Below are 20,336 nucleotides of genomic sequence, written 5' to 3'. Positions count from 1 at the left end.
CGCCATGCTGCTGGCCCGCGGCGGGGGACGGCAATCGTTTTAAGGCGTGTCGGCGATGTCGTTGGCGGCCACGTACCCGAAGGTCATGGCGGGGCCGATGGTCGAGCCGGAGCCGGCGTAGCTGTGGCCCATGACGGCTCCGCTGGCGTTGCCGGCGGCGTACAGGCCCGGGATGACCGACCCGTCGGCCCGCAGCACGCGCGACCGGGCGTCGGTGCGCATCCCGCCCTTGGTGCCGAGGTCCCCCGGGACGATCTTGAACGCGTAGAAGGGCGGCAGCCACAGCGGCGCGAGGCACGGGTTCGGCTTGACCAGCGGGTCGGCGTAGTAGCGGTCGTAGGCGCTGTCGCCGCGGTGGAAGTCGAGGTCCTTGCCGGTCGCGGCGAACCCGTTGAAGCGGTCGATGGTGCCGCGCAGCGCCGCCTGCGGGACGCCGATCTTCTGGGCCAGCTGCTCGATCGTCCACGCCTTGAACGCGGCGCCGCCGGCGAACCATTCGTCGGGCAGCGGCAGCAGCGGCGCGACGTCCCGGAACAGGTACTTGTTGCGGTAGTTCTGGTCGACGATGAGCCAGGCGGGGATGTGCGGCGCGGACGCGCTGTTGCGGTCGTACATGACGTGGACGACGTCGCTGTAGGGGGCGCCCTCGTTGACGAAGCGCACGCCGTTGCCGTTGACCAGCAGGCAGCCCGGCAGGGTGCGTTCGGCCAGGCAGAAGTACGGCTGGCCGGGCAACGGGATGGCCGGGCCCCACCAGGCGTCGTCCATCAGGTCCAGCGCGGCGCCGACCCGTTCGCCGGCCTCGATGCCGTCGCCGGTGTTCTCCTTGGCGCCGACGGTCCAGCTCGTGCCGATGGGCTGGCGCTGGAACTCCGTGCGCATGGCCGCGCTGTGCTCGAACCCGCCCGAGCCGACGATCACGCCGCGCTTGGCCTTGACCAGGCCGCCGGGCGTGACGACGCCGGTGACGCGGCCGGACTCGACCTTGAGGTCGAGCAGCGGGGTGTTCAGCAGCACCGGCACGCCGGCCGAGAGCAGCCCCGCGCGCAGGCCGGCGGCCAGGGACTGGCCCATGGTCAGCGGCTTCTCGCCGCGCAGCGCGGCCTCGGTGCCGCGCAGCAGGCACGCGGCGCTCACCTCGAGGCCCTTGGCGTTGACGGCGGCGAGCGTCAGCCACTTGTAGTCGGCGCTGTAGACCACCAGGCCCGCGGGGGTCTGGATGTACGGGCCGTTCAGGTGGGCCAGCTCGGCGCCGAGGATGTTGCCGTCGAGCTGGGCCGGCTCGATGGAGCGCCCGTTCGGCATGCCGCCGGTGAACTCCGGATAGTAGTCGGAGTAGCCCTCCATGAACCGGAAGCGCAGCGGGCTGTTGCGCATCACGAACGAGATCATCGCCGGCCCGGCCGACAGGAAGGCCCGCTGCCGCTCGATCGGCACGGTGTCGCCGACGACGCGGGCCAGGTAGGCGGCGGCCTTGGCGGGGGTGTCCTGGACTCCGGCGGCGAGGATGACCTCGTTGCACGGGATCCAGATGCCCGCGCCCGATCGGGCGGCCGAGCCGCCGAACGTCGGGGCCTTCTCCACCACGACGGTACGCAGCCCGCGTTTGGCCGCCGTCAGCGCCGCGGTCATCCCGGCGGCTCCGGCGCCGACCACCACGACGTCGTACTCGACCTCGGCACGGGCCGGCGCGCTGCCGAGCGCGGCGCCCGCGACCATTGCGCCGCCCGCCACGGCGGCCCCGCGTAACAGGGCTCGCCGGCTCTGGCCCTGGGGGGTGAGGCTGGATTCGACCATGACGGCAAGCATGCGCTTGGTTGTTTTCACTGTCAATGCGGCCGGGTGTTGACGCCGCCGCCGAAGCCTGGTGCCATGATCGGGACGGTCCGTAGAGGAGATGCGATGCGACGATTGGCCGTCGTGCTCCTGTTCGCCGCAGCGCTCGTGGCGCCCGCGACGACGGCGTACGCCGAGACGTGCTCGACCACGCTCCCCCAGCCGGACGGCCACGGCATCACCTGCGTGCGGGTCGAGCGACATCTCCAGAACGACGGCTCCGAGCTGCGCGACGTCGTCATGACCTCGACGGCGATCTTCCAGGCGGCCGGCGGCACCCCCGCGATCGACCCGCTCGCCCACGAGATCAGCGTGCGCGTCTACCTGCCCCCGGGGTACGACCCCGCCAGGAGCACCCGCTACCGCTCCCTCTACCTCATCAACGGCGGCGGCGACGACTACGACGAGTGGACGACCAAGACCGACCTCGTGTCCCTGATCCGCACCACGCCCGGCCACCCGTACGACGGGATCGTGGTGATGCCGACCGGGGGCATGACCGGCTGGTACAGCGACTGGGCCGGGCGTACGGACGGATATTTCGCGCCGAAGTGGGAGACGTACCACATCTCGCAGCTCATCCCATGGATCGACGCCAACTTCAACACGGTCGCCAGCCGGTCGGGGCGGGGCCTGGCGGGGCTGTCGATGGGCGGGTTCGGCACGCTGAAGTACGCCGCCGCGCACCCCGACGTGTTCTCCGTCATCGGCGCCTTCTCGCCGGGCATCGACCTGCGCGGCAAGCCCGCCCAGCGGACGGTCTCCGACTCGATGTGGCAGTCCGGGGCCGCGATCACCGTGCTGGACCCGGGGCCGTACCGGGTCAACAAGTACGACGGCTGGCTGCCCGTGCTCGACCAGCAGCAACAGCTCGTCTACCGGCTGGACACCCTGTTCGGGCCGCACACCACCAGCGCCTCCGGAGACCTCGACTGGCCCGCCGCCAACCCGGCGGTGCTCGTGACGGAGGGCAGGTACGCGCCCTTCAGCGGCAGGCTCGGCCTGTACGCGGGCGGCTGCCAGTCGCTGCCGCGCGACCCGTCGGGCCAGTACATCCTCGGCGACGGCAGCGGCCCCGCGCCCGCGGAGTGCGCCTACAGCACCACGTCCCCGGCGAACACCGACGCCCTCGCGGTGAACGAGGCCATCCTCGGCTCGTACGCGAGCGTCTTCGACCAGACCCTGACCGGCCTGGGCGTCGGCCACCGCTACTGCTACGGCACGGGCGGCCACGACTGGAACTCCTGGCCCGCCATGCTGACCGACTTCCTCCAGTACGCCTACGGCACGGCCCCGCCCCGCTGCCCCAACGCCTGACGCACCGGACCCTCCCGCCCGGCTTGGGCTCAGGCACCAGCGGCCGGTGGACGGGAGCAGGGCCATGAGCATGGCGCCGGCCGCCACCAAGGCGGTCAGCGGGGCGATGACGAAGATGAGCACGGAGACAGGTGTCTCCAGCGTCAGCCGCCCACCTGTCAGCAGGTATTGCGCGCTGGCGCTCATGCCGTGCAGAGCCACCGCGCCACCGGTCGCCGCCGCCGGGCGTTCCGCCTCGCCGGCGCCCCGCGCAGGGGGCTTCGGCGGTTCAGGGTCGCCGGGCGGGGTCGGGGTGCGGATCGCCGTGCGCCGTTCGGTGATCATGGCGGTGACGTCCGGTGGGAGCCAGCGGGTGACGGCGTCGGGCCCTTCCAGCCTGTCGAGGACGTCATCCAGCCAGGGCGGGTCGGCATCGGCGTCGGCGTCGACCACCTCGGCGGTGTAGAAGCCACCGACCCGGCGGGCGGCCTCGACCTCGGCGGCGAACCGGCGCCGGAACTCCGCGTGGCCCCCTCAGCGAGGCTTTCGGAGGCGTGCGGACGGGCAGACGGGGACGGGCAGCTCGTCGGGCGAGGGCCGCACGCCGGACAGCAGCAGGGCCAGGTAGCGGCGCGGATCGGCGTGCTCGGGGTCGCTTGGATGCACGGTCGCCAGGGCCATCACGACCATCGCCGCCAGGTCGCGCACCATCAGGTCCGCCCGCACCTGCCCCTCCCGCTGCGCCCTGGCCAGCACGGCGCCCAGCGGCCCCATGAACCGCTCGGCGATGTCGACCGTGAACGCGCCCGACTCCCGGGCCGCCCGCAGCAGCCCGTGGTGGGCGGCCAGGGTGTCCACGGTGGCCGCCAGCGCCTCGGTCAGCGCGCTCCCGGCGTCGTCGGCGTCGCGCGCGGCCAGGGCGAGCGGTTCGATCTCCTCGGCGAAGTACGTCTGGAACGCGGCCCTGATCACCCCGTCCCGGTCGCCGAACCTCCGGTAGACGGTCGCGATCCCGATCCCGGCGCGCCGGGCGATCTCGTCGAGGGACAGCGCCGGGCCGCTCTCACGCAGACTCGCGATCGCGGCCCGGACGATCTTGTCCGAGTTACGCAGCGCGTCGGCTCGCTGTCCCTGCTCGTGCACGATCCGTCACGTTAGCAGCCGGTCACCAGGCCACCGGGAACGAACGCAGCCCGTACACCACGTTGAAGGCGCGGAACTCGGCCGGCTCCCCGGCCTCGCGCAGGCCGGGGAAGCGCTCGAAGAGGGCGGGGAAGGCGATCTGCATCTCCATCCTGGCCAGCGGCGCGCCCAGGCAGTGGTGCACGCCGTGGCCGAAGGCCACGTGCCCCATGTCGCCGCGGCCGATGTCGAGCCGGTCGGGGTCGGCGATGTAGGCCGGGTCGCGGTTGGCCGCGGGCAGGGCGCACACCACCAGGTCACCCGCCGCGATCGGCTGCCCGGCCAGCTCGGTGTCGGTGGTGGCGACCTTGAACGTGCCCGTGTGAACGATGCTGAGCCAGCGCAGCAGCTCCTCCACGGCGGCGTTGATCCGCTCGGGCTCCCGTCTGAGGAGCTCCAGCTGTCCGGGGTGGCGCAGCAGGGCCAGGGTGCCGATGCCGAGCATGTTGGAGGTGGTCTCGTGGCCGGCCAGCAGGAGCAGCGAGGCGATGCCGGCCAGCTCGTCGGTGCTCAGGTCGTCGCCGTGCTCGCGGACGAGCATGCCGAGCAGGTCCTCGCCCGGCTCGGCCCGGGTGCGGGCGACCAGCTCGGCCATGTAGGCGCGCGACTCGAGCTGGGCGGCGCCCCGCTCCTGGATGGGCAGCGAGACGTCGAGCATCTTCCCCGTACGTTGCTGGAAGTCGCCCCTGTCGGCGTATGGGACGCCGAGCAGCTCGCAGATCACCAGGGACGGGACCGGCAGGGCGAAGGCCGAGACCAGGTCGGCGGGCGGCCCGGCGGCCTCCATGGCGTCCAGGTGCTCGGTGACGATGTCCCGGATGCGCGGCTCCAGGCGGCGCATCCTGCGCATGGTGAACTCGGGCGTCAGCATCCGGCGCAGCCGGGTGTGCTCGGGAGGGTCGAAGGCGAGCAGGTTGCCCGCCCGGAACCGCTCGATCTCCTCGGGGCTCACCTTCGGCATGCCGGGGGCCCTGAAGACGTTGCGCTGGGCGTTGCTGAAGCGCCCGGAGTCCCCGAGCACCTCCCTGACGTCGGCGAAGCGGCTGACCATCCAGACGTCGAGGCCGAACGGGGACTTCTCCCGCCGGACGCCGTCCTTGTCGCGCGCCACCGCGACCTCGGGATCCGGGTCGAACGCGTTCCGGCGCATGTACAGGGGCAGGGTTACAGGCTCGCTCATGCCAGCTCCTCGGGGGATCGACCGTGGCCTGAAAACGATAGAAGTCTATTGCTTTCGGGCCCGGAGCGAGCGGAGCCGGTCAGCGGGTCGAGCCGGTCCGGGTGTTGTGGTCGCGTCCAGCTCACCCAGGGCCTCGTATCAGCGGGTGAGCAGCTCCCGCAGGGCCTTGGCGATCTCGGCCGGCGCCTCCTCGGCCATGAAGTGGCCGTGGCCGACGGTGTCGTGCCGCAGCCGCGACGCCCACGCCCGCCACAGCGCCGCCGCGTCGTAGCCGAGGGCGGCGCCCCAGTCCTGCTGCAGCACCGTCACCGGCATCTGCAGGCGCCTGCCCGCCTCCCGGTCGGCCCGGTCGTGCTCGGCGTCGATGCCGGCCGAGGCGCGGTAGTCGGCGACGATCGAGGGGATCGCCTCGCGGCAGGCCTCCAGGTACGCGGCACGTACCTCGGCGGGGATCGCCTGCGCGTCTCCCGTCCAGGCGTCGAGGAAGTGGCCGAAGAACACGTCCGGGCAGGCCGCGATCATCGCCTCCGGCAGCCCGGGCGGCTGGGCCATCAGGTAGAGGTGGAAGCCGACCGCCGCCGACGCCCCGCGCATCACGTCCCACATGTCCACGGTCGGCAGCACGTCCAGGCAGGCCAGGTGGGTGATCGCCGCCGGGTGGTCGAGCCCGGCGCGGAAGGCCACCAGGGCGCCGCGGTCGTGCCCGGCCAGGGCGAACCGCTCGTGCCCGAACGCGCGGGCCAGCGCCACGACGTCGGCGGCCATGGTCCGCTTGGCGTAGGCGCCGGGTCCGGTCTCGGCGGGTTTGTCGCTGGCGCCGTAACCACGCAGGTCGGGGCAGATGACCGTGTGGTCGGTGGCCAGGTCGGCGGCGACGTGCCGCCACATGAGGTGCGTCTGCGGGAAGCCGTGCAGCAGCACGATCGGGCTGCCCTCCCCCGCGACGGCCGCGCTGAGCGACACGCCGTCTGCGACGGGGACGCGGTGATAGGTGAAGCCTTCGATGACCACGATGGCCCTCTCTTTCGGTCGGTTTGTTCCGGTGGGGGAGGGATCCAGCGTGCCGGGCGTGAATGAGCATCCGATCAGCGCGCTACCGTGACCTGAGGCTGGCTGACCCTGCGTGGAGTGGGGCTACCGGTGTGCGAGGCTTGCCATCTGGCACGGCACTGCCGGTGTGCGAGGTCCGCCTACCTGGTGCGGCGCTGCCGTACTCGGGAGTGAGCCATGACCGGGCCCGTACCGAGGGGCGGTCCGCAACCGGGAGCGGCCGTTCGGGCATCGGGCTGCGGCGTCTGAGACCGGCGGCACCCGAGACCGGCGGCGGACACGGCCAGTGGCAGGCACGGCCGGGCCCCGCTCAGGCGCCTGCCTGCCCGCTCGGCACCGAGGCGCAAAAGGACGCCCGCCACCAGCGGGGACGCTGGTAGCGGCCGACGGACCGGTCGGTCGGCATGACCGGTAGACGGGGGTGACGGGAGCAGTGCAGGTGACGTTCGGCGTGCTGGGGCCGGTGGCCGCCTGGGACGGCGCAGGGGACCCGATCGCCTTGAAGGGGCCGCGCCATCGCGCGGTGCTGGCCCGGCTCATCGTCGCCCGGCGGCGCGTCGTACCGGTCGCCCACCTGGTGACGGACCTGTGGGAGGACCCGCCGCCGGACGCGGTCGGCGCGCTGCGCACGTTCGTGGCGGCGCTGCGCCGGGCGCTGGAGCCACAGCGCCCGCCCAGGTCCCCGGCCCGGCTGCTGGTCACCGAAGGGCCGGGGTACGCGTTGCGCGCGGAACCGGACGCGGTGGACGCCTGGCGCTTCGAACGGGCGGTGACCCCCTCGGGGTCGCCGGCTGACGTGCTCCCCCGCGTCGAGGAGGCGCTGGGATGGTGGCGCGGGCCCGCCTACGCCGACTTCTCCGACGAGCCCTGGGCCCGTGCCGAACGCTCCCGCCTGACGGAGCTGCAACTGCACGCCGTCGAACGCCAGGCCGAGGCCCGCCTGGACCTGGGACTGGCCGGGGAGGCGGTCCCCGACCTGGACGCCCACGTCGCCGAACATCCCTGGCGGGAGGAGGGCTGGCGGCTGCTGGCTCTGGCGCTGTACCGTACCGGCCGCCAGGGCGACTCGCTCGCGGTGCTGCGCCGGGCGCGGGAGCTGCTGGTCGAGCACCTGGGCGTGGACCCCGGTCCCGGGTTGACCCGCCTGGAGGCGGACATCCTCCACCACGCCCCTCACCTCGCCCCCGGCCGTCAGGGCCCGGCGGACACGGTGTGGGCGCGGGCTGCCGCCGCCTACGACCGCAGCGTGCCATCGGGTGCGCGCGCCCGGCTGGAGTCGACGGTGGGGCTGATGCGCGACCTCGCGGTGACAGGTGGCGGCGGCCTGCGAGCGGCCCGCGAACACCGGGTGGCGGCCATCGCGGCGGCCGAGGAACTGGGGGACGTGGAGCTGACGGCCCGCGTCATCGGCGCCTACGACGTACCCGCGATCTGGACCCGCCTCGACGACCCCGACCAGGCAAGCCACGTGATCGCAGCCGCCGAACGCACCCTCGCCACCCTCCCACCGAGCACCTCGAGCCCGGCCACCACCCTCCCACCGGATGCCGCCACCGCCGTCCCCGGCACTGCCACTCCCGCTGACGGGGCGCGTTCCCCGCTGGGGGCCCGTGATGCGGTGCGAGCCCGACTGCTGGCCACCATCGCCCTGGAGTCCCGCGGCACGAACGCGGCACGAGGCCCCATCGCCGCCCGGGAGGCGGAGGTGCTCGCCCGCCGCCTGGACGACCCGGGCCTGCTGGCGTTCGCGCTCAACGGCGTCTTCATGCAGACGTTCCACCGTGCGGGCCTGGCGCCCGACCGGGATGCCATCGGCGCCGAGCTGATCGCGCTGTCGGCCCGGCACGGCCTGGTCACCTACGAGGTCCTCGGCCACCTCATCCGCCTCCAAGCCCGCAGCGCGCTCGCGGACTTCCCCGGAGCCGACACCCACGCGACCGCCGCCGATCACCTGGCCGCGCGGCACGAGCTGCCGCTGGTGGGCGTGTTCACCCAGTGGTATCGAGCGCTGCGCCTCGACGCGACCGGCCAGGCCCCGCCGCAGGAGGTCGAGGCGGCCTACCGATCCGCCGCCGCCCGCCTGGACGGCGCCGGCATGCCCGGCCTGGAACACGGTCTCCTGCCGCTCGCCCTTCTGAGCCTGCGCCTGCGCCACACCTCACCCACCTCGGCCGACGACGCCGACTTCGGCCCCTACGAGCCGTGGACGCGCCCGCTGGTCCTCCTCAGGCTCGGACACCGCCACGAGGCTGCGGCGAAGCTGCGTGACGTACCCGACCCACCGCGCGACCTGCTCTTGGAGGCCATGTGGTGCCTGGTCGCGCGGGCCGCCGCGGCCGTCGGCGACAGGGAGACCATGGCGCGCGCCCGCACCGCACTCGCACCCGCGGCGGCGGAGCTGGCCGGAGCGGGCAGCGGCCTCCTCACGCTGGGCCCGGTCTCCCACCACCTCGATCTCCTTCGCTGAGTGCTCCCCAAGCCCTCAGGCCTCGGCGGGAGCGTCGTAGACCAGGGTGTACCGCCAGAACAGGCGACGCCGGACCCGGGCGCCGGGCACCTCCTGCGCGGCCGCGGCCCTGATGTCGGCCAGGGTCTCCTGCGCCTCGGCGGTGGGCGCCGTCATGTGCGGGGGCGGCGCGTCGGCGCGGGCAGGATGCTTGACCAGCCCCATGATCGGGTTGGCGACCATGGCAGGCAGGGCCGCGAGCAGATCGGCGGGCCCCGCCTCGCGGTAGCAGCCGACGACCACGAGACGCCCGCCCGGGGCGAGACAGCCGCGCAGTTCCCGCAGCGTGGGCACCAGCGGGAGATGGTGCAGGACGGCGACGAGGGTGACGGCGTCCCAGCGCCGCTGCGGGTCACGCCTGGCGAAGTCGCTCTGGACGATGGTGACCGCGGGGTCGTCCGCGAAGCGCTCCGCCGCGGCCCCGGCAGTCGCGGGGTCGGGTTCGAGCCCGGTGACGGTGGCGGCGCGGCGGCGGAGCAAGGCGACGAGGTTGCCCGTGCCGCACCCGACGTCAAGGACGTGGCCGGCCCCGGACGCGGCCACCTGGCCGACGACCCAGCCGCCGTAGTGGTCGTTGTGGCTCCACGGATGCCGCTTGTTGAAACGGTCGAGGTGAGACAGCAGCGCCATGACGACCAACCTTAGCGATCATCATTCACGGTCGCGGCCCCGTTGCACCGCCACCCGGCCGCCGTTACGCCAACCCCAACAGCACCTACGGCTCCGCCAGGCCGGATTCACCCAGTCGCCGGGACGAGATCCACACGTCCTGGCCCGGCTTGACGAGCCGACCAGCACGCTCTCCGACGGGTGATCACGATCGCACGAAAATCGATCGAGACCCGCCGACGAGTGCGCTAGCGTCTTACCTCGCTGGTCCCTCACATCCGTTGGGCCTGGTGCGAGTACGGGTCGAACTGCATCGGTTATCTCTTTCTGCAAAAAAGATCACATCCGGTGCCGCTTCTCATATCCGTACTCGTTCTCAGCTCGGCGGCCACCGGTGTGGTTCGGTGAGGGCACGGGTCGAAGTTCGTCGGTTACCACTCATAATGGGGCGGTCGCAGGTTCGAGTCCTGCCCGGGGCAACGCTCCGGTAGCTCAGTTGGCAGAGCACCTAATACCGGTGAACATCTCATATCCGCGCCTTCTCCGGACCTCACCGGTCCCCTCGTCAGCTTTGCCGGTGGCACGGGTCGAATCTGGTCGGTTACCTGAGGTTCGACTCCTTCCGGCCGCTCTCTCGTGCGGCCGGCGCCCAGATCGGTTGGGCACCCGGCCGGAGTCCCATATCCGTGCCTCCGGCAAAGCTGACGACCAGGGGAGGGCGGGTCGAAGTCGTTCGGTTATCTCCGGCACCGGCGGTCGCGGGGTTCAAGTCCCCGCTGCGCGCCTTTTGGCGTGCAAGCTCAGCGGTAGAGCTCCGGTCATGATCCGGTCGGCACCCCCATATCCGCCCTCCCCTCCCCCGCATTCGCCACCTGGCGGGGATCGACGTAACCGCCAGAATGTCGACAGCCGACCACAGCGACGCGAAGATCACGCTCATCGCCTACGCAGCGGCCTCGGAGTAGCTGCGGCCCGAGCGGCCGGCGACAGCTCCTTGATCGCGTTCTCGAGCCTCCCAGGGAGCGGCCTGCACCCCGTACAGGACCATTGACAGCCAGTGGGAGCGAGCACCGTCCCCGGCGAGACGACACCGCGGGCGGCGGCGACCACGACGGCCGTGCCCATCCGCACAACCGAGGCGGTGACGGGCTACGACAAGTACGGCGGCAATAACAGTTGCGTCGGCAACCTTGCCCGAGCAATGCTGATCCGGCCCGTGCCCCCGATCCTGTGGTGGGGAATATGGACGTGATCAGCACCGCCGAGGTCCCGGCGGAAGAGCGGTTCGCCTACTGGCGGGAGATGAACTCGAAGCTCCACGTGCCCTACGACTTACGCTGCGACCCGCGGATGGAGAGCGGATTCCGGGCGCACGTCGGATTCAGCGAGTTCGGCCCGGTGCAGGCGACGCTGGCGACCATAGTGCCGCATTCGGCCCACCGCACACCCAGGCTCATCCGGCGGGCCGACCCTGAATTGTTCGAGCTGGCCTGCACCGTCAGCGGCGGCAGCACGGTGACGCAGAACGGCCGCCGCACGGATCTCGGCTCGGGGGATCTGGTCCTGGTCGACACCTCGCGTCCCTACCAGGTCGAGCATGCGGCGCATATTCCGGTGAGCCGGGTGATGATCCTGCACTTCCACCGCTCGCTGCTGCCGTTGCCCTCCCGGGACCTGCGGGGCCTCAGTGCCATGCGCATCCCCGGCACCCAGGCCATCGGTGCGCTGTCGTCACAGTTCCTGCTGCAACTCGCCCGGCACATGCCCGACCTCAGTCCGGCGGAGACCTCCCGGCTGTCCACCCTCACCCTCGATGTGCTGACCCTGGTGCTGGCGAACGTGCTCGACGCCGAGAACGGGGTGCCACCCCACAACCGGCGGCGCGCGATGATGGCCCAGATCCACGCCTTCATCCGGGACCATCTGGGCGATCCCCACCTGAACCCGGACGCGATCGCCGCCGCCCACCACATCTCCCTGCGCTACCTGCACAAACTGTTCCAGCAGGAGGGACACACCGTCGCCGGCTGGATCCGTCAACGCCGCCTGGAACAATGCCGGCGCGATCTCGCCGACCCCCAGCTGGCCACCCGCCCGATCAACGCGATCGCAGCCCGATGGGGATTCACCAACGCCGCGCATTTCAGCCAGGCCTTCCGCCACGCCTATGGCCTCCCGCCGCGCCAATTCCGCGAGCAGTCCGCGGCAGTGCATTCAGACTGAAGATGCCCGTAACGGCAGGCCCGGCCACCGCCCGCACCCTTGAGTCGGGAAAGCCGTTTGCCCGGCGGGGTGCGGTGACCCCACCGGGCAAAGAGCGCCGCCTCTGTCAGGAGGTCGGGGTGAGGACCTTCGCCTCGTGCTTGGGCTCGGCCGGCTTGCGCCGCATCCGCTCCTTCGCCCGCTCCACCATCGTGTACAGCGTCGGGACCAGCACCAGGGTCAGCAGCGTCGAGCTGATCAGACCACCGATCACCACGATCGCCAGCGGCTGCGAGATGAACCCGCCGGAGCCGGTCACCCCCAGCGCCATCGGCGTCAGCGCGCAGATCGTGGCCACCGCCGTCATCAGGATCGGCCGCAGCCTGCGCCGCCCGCCCTCGATGACCGCTTCCACCACGCCCATGCCCTGCTCGCGATACTGGTTGATCAGGTCGATGAGCACGATGGCGTTGGTCACCACGATGCCGATCAGCATCAGCATGCCGATCAGCGCCGGCACGCCCAGGGCGGTGTCAGTGGCGACCAGCAGCCCGATCGCGCCCGTGGCCGCGAACGGGATCGACACCAGCAGGATCAGCGGCTGGACGAAGCTGCGGAACGTCGCCACCATGATCAGGAAGACGATCGCGATCGCCGCCAGCATCGCCAGCCCCAGGTCGGAGAACGCGTCCGACTGCTGGGCCGACGCGCCGCCGATCTCATAGGTGGCGCCCGCGGACAGCGACAGGCCGTTCAGCTTGGTCGTCAGCGTCTGCGTCACGGCGCCGAGGTTGCCGGAGTCGGCCGCCTTGGCCGACACCGTGGCCGAACGCTCGCCGTCGATCCGCGTCACCTGCGTCGGCCCGGCCACCTCCTTGACGTCCGCGACCGTCGACAGCTTGATCATGCCCGCCGCCGTCGGCAGCTTCAGGTCCTTGATCGCCTTGATGTCGTCCGGCGCGTCCGCGCCGCGCAGCACCAGGTCGCTGGAGCGGCCGTCCAGGGTGATCTGGCCCAGCGGCGCGCCGCGGAAGGCCTGCGCCACCGCCTGCCCCACCTGTGCCTCCGACAGGCCCCGCTCCGCGGCCTCCTGCCGGTCCACCGCGACCTCGACCCGCGGCGCGCTGGTCTCCATGTTGGAGGACACCTCGGTGAGCCCCGACACCTCGCCCATCGCGGTCTTGACCGTGTCGGTCGCCGTGCGCAGCGTCTCGGCGTCGGGTGCCTGCACGATCACGTCGATCGTGTCGGAGGAGAACCCGCCCCCGCCGGCGCCGCCCACCGTGACCTCGCCGACGCCCGACAGGCCGTCGATCCGCTCGCGCAGCGCCTGCTGCACCTTGTCGGGGTCGGCGCCCTCCTTGACCGTCACCGAGTACGACGCCCGGTCCGCGCCGCCGCCGACCGCGCCGCCCTGCATGGCGTTGCCGCCACCCACGTTCACCTGGTACGTCTCCACGCCGTCCAGGTCCTTCAGCACGCCCTCGACCTGCTGGGCGGCCTTGTCCGTGGTCGCCAGGTCAGTGCCGACCGGCATCTTCTGCGACAGGGAGATCGTGTTCTGGCCCGAGGAGTCCAGGAAGTTCGTCTGCAGCCCGCCGGCCAGGCCCATCGTGCCGATGAACACCGCCACGCCGATGAGGATCGTCACCAGCTTGAACCGGGTCGCGAACCGCAGCACCGGCAGGTAGGCCCGCTGCAGCGGCGAGCGCAGCTCCTTGGCCTCGGCCTCCTCGCGCTGCTTGCGCGCCTGCTCCGGCGTCAGGTCCGGCGCCTTCAGGAACCAGTACGCCAGCACCGGCACCACCGTCAGGGACACGACCAGCGAGGCCAGCAGCGCCACCGCCACCGTGATCGCGAACGGGCTGAACAGCTCGCCCACCATGCCGCCCACGATCGCGATCGGCGCGAACACCGCCACCGTCGTCAGCGTCGAGGCCGTCACCGCGCCCGACACCTCGCGCACCGCCGTCAGGATCGCCTGCAGCTTGGCCTCGCCGTACGCGAGATGTCGCTTGATGTTCTCCAGCACCACGATCGAGTCGTCGACCACCCGGCCCACCGCGATCGTCAGCGCGCCCAGGGTCAGCATGTTCAGCGAATAGTCGCCCGCCCACAACACGATCAGCGCGATCACCACCGACAGCGGGATCGACACCGCCGTCACCAGCGTCGAACGCACCGACAGCAGGAACACCAGGATGACCAGCACCGCGAACGCCAGGCCCAGCAGGCCCTCGGTGGTCAGGCTCCGGATCGACTCCTCCACGTACGGCGCCTGGTCGAACACCACCGACACCGCAGTGTCCGAGCTGTCGCCCAGCGACCTGGTCAGCTCGGGCAGCTTCTCCCGGATGTCGTGCGAGATCGACACCGCGTTGCCGTCGGGCACCATGGTCACCGACACGCCCAGGCTCGTCTTGCCGTCCGTACGGGTGATCGTCGTCGCGTCCGCCAGCCCCTGCTTGATCTCGGCGACGTCGCCCAGCTTGACCGGCTTGAGCGGCTTGGGCTTGGGCGCCTGCTGCTGCGCGAGGGCCGCCGGGGACTGGCCCGGCCGGCCGGGCTGCCCGGTCTGCGGGCGGGCCTGGGCCTGGGCCTGGGCCTGGCTCGGCTGCTGCTGGGTGGCCGCCGGCTGTGCCGGGGTCAGGTACAGGTCCTTCAGCTTGGCCACCGAGTCGACCCGCGCACCCACCTGCACCGTGAGCGACTTGCCGTCAGCGGTCAGGGTGCCCGCCGGGATCGGCGTGCCGTTCGCCTTCAGCACATCGGGGATCTGCGAGGCCGACACGCCGGCCTTCGCCATCTTCTTGGTGTCCGGCTCGATCGTGACGACCTCGTCACGGGTGCCCGTGACCGACGCCTCCCGTACGCCCTCCACGCTCTGCAGCTCCGGCACCATGATCCGGCGCAGCTTGTCGGCCATCGCCCGCTCGTCGCCGCCGTCGCCCACCGCGAGCACCACCACCGGGATGTCGTCGGTGTTGCCCGCCACCACCTGCGGATCCACCCCGTCCGGGAGGGAGACCCGGGTGATGGCCTGCTGCATCTTGTTCAGCGAGGACTCGACGTCCGTGCCGTACTCGAAGGCCACCTGGATCTGCGCCAGGCCCTCCTTCGACGTCGAGGTCATCTTCTCCATGCCGTCCAGGCCCTGGAACGAGTCCTCGATCGGCTTCGTCACCTGGTCCTCGACGATCTCGGGCGAGGCACCCGGATACGCCGCGACCACGAACGCGCCAGGGAAGCTCAAAGACGGCAGCAACTGCTGCTTCAACTGCGGAATCGTGAACGCGCCGAACGCGCTGAGCACGAGCGCGAGCAATATCACAAGGCTGCGATTGACCAGGCTCAAACGGGCGAATGCGGTCATAGGCGTCCCCTCCAAGAGTTCGCCCCAGACTAACACTTCGCCTCGAACGAATATTTAGACAGATCGAGCTTTCCTGATAACCTTCTCAGGAAGCGAGAGGTGAGTGTGAGCGACGAACGCGAAGACCTGATCCGTCGAATCAGCGAAACACAGCGTGGCATGGGGCGGCTGTTCGCCCAGCATCAGTCCCCGCTGTTCACCTCCAACCTGACCATGCGACAACTCCACGTCATCATGCTCCTGGCCTTCAACGGCTCCGCCTCCGGCCAGGAGCTCGCGCACCACCTCGGCGTCAGTCTCGGCACCGTCACCGGCCTCGTCGACCGGCTCGTCGCCCACGGCCTCGTCACCCGTCACGAGGACCCCCACGACCGCCGCGTCCGCCGCGCCGAGCTCTCCCCCGCCGGCACCGCCCTGATCGAGGAGATCCAGGACTCCGGGTTCGAACACTATCGCCGCATCCTGGACCACCTCGACACCGAGACCCTGCGCTCACTCGACCACATCACGCGCACCATCCGCGCGGTGGCCGACAAGCTCTACAACGAATGACCCGTACTTCAGGCCGCCGCCTTTACGTTGTAGATTCGGAAGCCAGCCCGGACAGGACCTCCGGCAGCTCCCCCTCGTACACGACGGTCAGCCGCCGGGTGGCCCGCGTCACCGCCACGTACAGGTCCTGACCTCCCATCGGCGACTGCCCCATGATCCCCGCCGGGTCCACCACCACGACCGCGTCGAACTCCAGCCCCTTGGCCTGCCCCACCGTCAGCACCACCACCGGCGCGTCCAGGTCACCCTCCGGGAACAGGCCGGCCACCTCCGCGTGCCGCGCGTCCGAGGTCACCACGCCCACCCGGCCCTCGCCGATCGAGGCCAGCTCCCCGTCCACCAGCCCCGGCAGCCCGGCCACCGGCAGGCGCACCGCGAGCGGCCGTGAGCCGCCCTCGCGCACCGACTCGGGCGGCTCCTGCTCGGGCGCGAAGGCCCGCAACACGTCCGCCGCCACCGTCATGATCTCCACCGGCGTGCGGTAGTTGACCAGCAGCCGCTCCTCGCGCCAGCGCCCCTCGAGGTACGGGTCCAGCACCTCCCCCCACGACCGCGCCCCGGCCGCCGACCCCGTCTGGGCCAGGTCGCCGACGACGGTCAGCGACTTCGCCGGCACCCGCCGCATGATCATCCGCCAGGCCATCGCCGACAGCTCCTGCGCCTCGTCCACGATCACGTGGCCGTACGCCCACGTCCGGTCGGCCGCCGCCCGGTCGGCCGTCGTCAGCCCGAGCCCGTCGTCCGCGTGCCGCTCGGCCAGTACGTCGGCCCGGTCGAAGATGCCCTCCTCCAGCACCCCCGTGCTCTGCAGCACCTCCAGCGCGTACAGCTCCTCCGACGCCTGCTCCTCGGACGCCCGCCTGGTCGCCACCCGGCGCTCCGAGTCGTCCTCGCCCAGCAGCTCGGCCGCCTCGTCCAGCAGCGGCACGTCCCCGGCCGTCCACGGCGCGTCCACCGGGCGGACCAGCTCCTGCCAATCCAGCCCCGACGGCGCCACGGACCACAGCGTCTCCGGCGAGGCCAGCACCTCCGAGATCAGCCGCTGAGGCGTCAGCTCCGGCCACAGGTCGTCCACTGCCCGCCGGATCTCCGGCTCGCCCCACAGCCGCCGCGAGGCCAGCTCCAGATCCAGCTCGTCCAGGTCGCCTTCCAGGTCGAGCGGCTGCGCGAGCTCCGGTTCGTCCTCGATGACCAGTTCCTCGATGTGCAGCGACTCCTCCAGCGCCCGCGCCTCGGCCTTGGCCAGCTCCTTGAGCAGCTCGGTGACGTACAGCTTGCGCGCCATGTTGTGCGGCAGCCGCACCGCCCGCGCCCGGTCGCGCAGCCGCACGCACGTCGCGTGCGGCACCCGCAGGTTGAGCCCGTCCAGCTCGACCACCAGATCGCCCTCGGGCGCGCGCTGGCGCAGCTCCAGTGCGCGGGCGACCACGTCGGCCATCCGCGCGTCGCCCTTGACCACCGCCGTCGCCGGCCCGTCGGCCGCGCTCGCCCGCACCCCCGGGAACATCTCCCCGACCGTGGTCATCACCACCTGCGTCTCCCCCAGCGCCGGCAGCACCTGGCTGATGTAGCGCAGGAACATCGAGTTGGGGCCCACCACCAGCACGCCGCGCCGCTCAAGGGTGTCGCGGTGGGTGTAGAGCAGGTACGCCGCCCGGTGCAGTGCCGCCACGGTCTTGCCGGTGCCCGGGCCGCCCTGCACCACCAGCGCTCCCTGGAGCGAGGCGCGGATCACCCGGTCCTGCTCGGTCTGGATGGTGGCCACCACGTCGCCCATCCGGCCCGTCCTGCCCCGGCGCAGCGCCGCCAGCAGCGCCGCCTCGCCGACGAGCGCGCGCCGGTCGCCGTCGCTCATTCCCTCCAGGTCGAACACCTCGTCGTCGATGCCGACCACCGTGCGGTCCTTGAGGTGCAGGTGCCTGCGGCGCACCAGCCCGCCCGGGTCGGTGGCCGTGGCCACATAGAACGGCCGCGCGGCCGGCGCCCGCCAGTCGATGAGGACCGACTCGTGCTCCTCGTCGCGCAGCCCGATCCTGCCGACGTACGTGCTCTGCCCCGTGCCGTCGTCGATGCGGCCGAAGCACAGGCCCCGCTCGACCGCGTTCAGCTGGGCCAGCCTCCTGGCCTGCTCCGAGGCCATCGCCTCGCGTTCGACCATCGCCTGGCGGGTGCCGCCGGCCCTGGCGTACACGTCTCGCAGCGCCGCCTGCGCCCGCCCTCTGGCGACGTCGAGCCGGCCGTACAGCCACGACACAGTACGCTGTTCGCTGTCAAGGGCTTCCGCAAGACCATCTTGACGATTAGCCATTCGCTGGTATACTCCTAACCGGAGGATTGTGAAGCCTTTGCCTAAATTGGGCAATCGAGCTTAACGCCGCGCGCGCTTGCGCGCAATCTCCTCGTTGTGTCATTCGGGGCGTTATTCGGGCAGCATTCCGGAAGGTGCCTGGATCGCCGGGAACGGGTTGTCCGGCAGCAGGATCACCCGCCGCCCCCGCCCCACCGCCTCCAGGTGCAGTAGCGCCGTGCCGATGCCCGCCGCGCCCGCCATGTACCCGGTGTCCGCGCTCACCACGCCGGGACGTACCCGCTCGAAGGCCTGGTACCACCGCAGGCCCCCGCCGTCGCCGCTCGCCCTGCCCGCCAGGTGCTCGCCCAGCGTCCGGGCGAAGCCCAGGTACGCCTCCCGCCCCGTCACCGCCCACAATCCGACGAACAGCTCCACCAGCCCCGCCAGCCCGCAGCACTGGCAGGCCGTGTCCCACAGCCCGGGCACCCGCCGTCCCGGCACGCCGCTCGTCACGATCCCCGTGGCCAGCCGCTCGGCCCACTCCAGGTCGGCCGGGTCACCCCCGGCCCGGTACAGCTCCACGAACGTCCGCGCCACTCCGGCGGAGCCCGAGCAGAACCCCAGGTAGTGCAGCCCTCGCCCCTGCGGCAGATGGTGCGGCACCAGCGCTCGCCGGCCGCTCAGCACGCTGACCGAGCGCACGAAATCCGCGCCCCTGCGCGCCGCCTCCAGGAACCGGGCATCCCCGCTCACCCCGTACAGGCGGGCCAGCAGGAACGCCGTCCCCGCCGTACCGGCCAGGAAGCCCGGCGTGACCGCGTCCGCCGGCAGGCCCTCGCAGTCGCCGAAGCGGTGCCCCGGCACCGCCAGCCGCGCCGCCCGCAGCCCCGCCTCTGCCGCGAGCTCCGCGTACGACGGCACCCCCAGCATCGAGGCGCCGTGCAGCAGCGCCAGCACGACACCGCCGTCGCCCCGCTGCGCCGGATCCCCCGACCAGCCGGGACCGCCGTCCATCGGCCGCGCCGCCCGCGCCACCCGGTCCAGCGCAGCCACGGCCGCCTCCTCGGCCACACCGTCGCCCAGCACCCACCCGGCCTCGCACAGGGCGACCGCGATCCCGCCCAGCCCGTGGTGGAACGTCACGTCTCCGACGCCGGGCCCGGCTTCGACCAGGTAGCGCACGCCCGACCGGGCGTCCTCCAGGTACTCCTCCCGCCCGGTCGCGGCGGCCAGCTCCAGGAAGAACAGCACGATGCCGGCCGCGCCGCCGTACAGGGAGGCGGGCTCAGGCGTCAGCGCGGAGCGGCCCCGCGGGTCGGGGTTGCCCACCCAGTGCCGCGCCCGCGCGTCACCCGCGGCCGCCGTCCTGATCCACCGCGCGGCCCCGATCGCGGCACGCAGCGGGGCTCCGGCGGACGCGCGGGTCGGATCCAGGCTCATGACGCACCCGAGGGCTCTTCCCGATCAGTGAACGACCTCAATTCTCCCCCATCCAACCCCGCCCGCCAATCGGCGCTCGAACCCCTCGAGCTCGATCACCTCGACACCGTGCTCGCGCAGCTGCCGGGTGGTGTACTGGTTCTTGTGGTACCCCATCACCACGCCTGGCCGATGTCGCCGTGGACCGTACGCGTGTAGAACACTGCCCGGCCCCGCGATCGCCCGCGACGAACGCGATGCCGTCGTGGAATTCGAAGCCCGCGTCGTAGGCGAGCATCAACTCGAAGCCTCGACGCACCTCGGCGCGTCCCCGGCAGGTCATGCCGGGCTCGGGCCCGACGGAGGCCCGGAAGACGCAGTCGTCGGTCATGAACTCCATGAGCCGGTCGAGGTCCTTGTCCCGCCACGCCGCGCCGAACTCCGCCAGGCGCTCCACGGTCATCGCCATGCCTACCCGGCGCCCGGCACGGCATCTCGGACCTCGCCGCACGCGCGAAGATCAGCCGACGCCACCTGCAACGACGCTTCACCAGCGAACTGGGCATCCCTCCCGCTGCCTAGTCGAACGTGTCCGCGTCGAGGCCGCACAGCGGGCGCTCGTCGAACGCGACGACCCCGTCGAGGCCATCGCCCGGCGCTGCGGCTTCGGCACCGCCGAAACCCTCTACGGCTCTCTGCTATAGTGCAAATTGCAATATAGAAAGGAGCAATAAGATGAAGCTCTTAGCTTGTCGTTTAACCTGCCTGCTCGCGGTGCTCGGTGAGTGATGCCGCGCGTTTAGCAGTCTTTCCCACCTCGTGATGACGGGCGAGGACGCGG

14 protein-coding genes and 1 pseudogene are annotated in these 20,336 nt (G+C 71.8%); 5 read left to right on the top strand and 10 right to left on the bottom strand.

Going from position 1 to position 20,336, the window contains the following annotated elements; all coding sequences use genetic code 11:
• Positions 1 to 39: 39 nt before the first annotated feature.
• Positions 40 to 1,797 carry a 3-oxosteroid 1-dehydrogenase gene (gene kstD / locus ACIHFD_RS46495; protein WP_350734378.1) on the bottom strand — a complete coding sequence of 586 codons (1,758 nt, stop codon included), beginning with the start codon at positions 1,795 to 1,797 and terminating at the stop codon, positions 40 to 42.
• 105 nt (positions 1,798 to 1,902) lie between these two features.
• Here kstD and ACIHFD_RS46490 point away from each other — a divergent pair, with 105 nt between their 5' ends.
• Both ACIHFD_RS46490 and ACIHFD_RS46485 read left to right on the top strand, forming a co-directional pair.
• Entirely contained in the window at positions 1,903 to 3,153 is a 1,251-nt protein-coding gene (locus ACIHFD_RS46490) for an alpha/beta hydrolase (RefSeq protein WP_397372339.1), read from the top strand.
• Positions 3,154 to 3,217: 64 nt separating this feature from the next.
• Entirely contained in the window at positions 3,218 to 3,598 is a 381-nt protein-coding gene (locus tag ACIHFD_RS46485) for a hypothetical protein (protein WP_397372338.1), read from the top strand.
• 68 nt (positions 3,599 to 3,666) lie between these two features.
• Here ACIHFD_RS46485 and ACIHFD_RS46480 read toward each other — a convergent pair whose 3' ends face one another.
• The 3 genes from ACIHFD_RS46480 to ACIHFD_RS46470 all read right to left on the bottom strand — a co-directional run bounded on the left by ACIHFD_RS46480 (position 3,667) and on the right by ACIHFD_RS46470 (position 6,505).
• Positions 3,667 to 4,275, bottom strand: a complete 609-nt coding sequence (locus ACIHFD_RS46480) for a TetR/AcrR family transcriptional regulator (protein ID WP_397372337.1) — start codon at positions 4,273 to 4,275, stop codon at positions 3,667 to 3,669.
• Between the two features lie 22 nt (positions 4,276 to 4,297).
• Positions 4,298 to 5,494 (bottom strand): cytochrome P450, encoded by a 1,197-nt coding sequence (locus ACIHFD_RS46475; protein WP_397372336.1) that lies wholly within the window; start codon positions 5,492 to 5,494, stop codon positions 4,298 to 4,300.
• A gap of 138 nt (positions 5,495 to 5,632) precedes the next feature.
• Entirely contained in the window at positions 5,633 to 6,505 is an 873-nt protein-coding gene (locus tag ACIHFD_RS46470) for an alpha/beta fold hydrolase (RefSeq protein WP_397372335.1), read from the bottom strand.
• A gap of 472 nt (positions 6,506 to 6,977) precedes the next feature.
• Here ACIHFD_RS46470 and ACIHFD_RS46465 point away from each other — a divergent pair, with 472 nt between their 5' ends.
• Positions 6,978 to 9,011 (top strand): BTAD domain-containing putative transcriptional regulator, encoded by a 2,034-nt coding sequence (locus ACIHFD_RS46465; RefSeq protein WP_397372429.1) that lies wholly within the window; start codon positions 6,978 to 6,980, stop codon positions 9,009 to 9,011.
• Between the two features lie 15 nt (positions 9,012 to 9,026).
• Here the strand turns inward: ACIHFD_RS46465 and ACIHFD_RS46460 are convergent, their stop codons facing one another.
• The gene (locus tag ACIHFD_RS46460) at positions 9,027 to 9,680 is read right to left on the bottom strand and encodes a class I SAM-dependent methyltransferase (protein ID WP_397372334.1); all 654 of its coding nucleotides are present in this window, start codon (positions 9,678 to 9,680) and stop codon (positions 9,027 to 9,029) included.
• Positions 9,681 to 10,901: 1,221 nt separating this feature from the next.
• Here ACIHFD_RS46460 and ACIHFD_RS46455 point away from each other — a divergent pair.
• Positions 10,902 to 11,882, top strand: a complete 981-nt coding sequence (locus ACIHFD_RS46455) for a helix-turn-helix domain-containing protein (RefSeq protein ID WP_397372333.1) — start codon at positions 10,902 to 10,904, stop codon at positions 11,880 to 11,882.
• A gap of 106 nt (positions 11,883 to 11,988) precedes the next feature.
• Here ACIHFD_RS46455 and ACIHFD_RS46450 read toward each other — a convergent pair whose 3' ends face one another.
• Positions 11,989 to 15,234, bottom strand: coding sequence for an efflux RND transporter permease subunit (locus ACIHFD_RS46450; RefSeq protein ID WP_397372332.1), 3,246 nt, complete (start codon positions 15,232 to 15,234; stop codon positions 11,989 to 11,991).
• 105 nt (positions 15,235 to 15,339) lie between these two features.
• On the opposite strand from ACIHFD_RS46450, the gene ACIHFD_RS46445 reads away from it, so the two are divergent.
• Positions 15,340 to 15,786: a MarR family transcriptional regulator gene (locus tag ACIHFD_RS46445; RefSeq protein WP_355198798.1), complete on the top strand. Its 447-nt coding sequence runs from the start codon at positions 15,340 to 15,342 to the stop codon at positions 15,784 to 15,786.
• A 22-nt stretch (positions 15,787 to 15,808) separates the two neighbouring features.
• On the opposite strand, the gene ACIHFD_RS46440 is transcribed toward ACIHFD_RS46445, so the two are convergent.
• The 4 genes and pseudogenes from ACIHFD_RS46440 to ACIHFD_RS46425 all read right to left on the bottom strand — a co-directional run.
• On the bottom strand, positions 15,809 to 18,094 hold the full coding sequence (locus ACIHFD_RS46440) for a HelD family protein (protein WP_397372331.1): 2,286 nt from the start codon (positions 18,092 to 18,094) through the stop codon (positions 15,809 to 15,811).
• A gap of 111 nt (positions 18,095 to 18,205) precedes the next feature.
• On the bottom strand, positions 18,206 to 19,516 hold the full coding sequence (locus ACIHFD_RS46435; RefSeq protein ID WP_397372330.1) for a lanthionine synthetase LanC family protein: 1,311 nt from the start codon (positions 19,514 to 19,516) through the stop codon (positions 18,206 to 18,208).
• A gap of 24 nt (positions 19,517 to 19,540) precedes the next feature.
• Positions 19,541 to 19,675, bottom strand: coding sequence for a hypothetical protein (locus tag ACIHFD_RS46430; protein WP_397372428.1), 135 nt, complete (start codon positions 19,673 to 19,675; stop codon positions 19,541 to 19,543).
• Positions 19,676 to 19,718: 43 nt separating this feature from the next.
• Positions 19,719 to 19,958: pseudogene (locus tag ACIHFD_RS46425) on the bottom strand (nuclear transport factor 2 family protein); the annotation flags it as partial.
• Between the last annotated feature and the right edge of the window lie 378 nt (positions 19,959 to 20,336).

This window comes from Nonomuraea sp. NPDC051941, assembly GCF_044593615.1.
The sequence above is the reverse complement of the archived record's forward strand: the minus strand, read 5'-3'. Positions and strand labels throughout refer to the sequence as shown.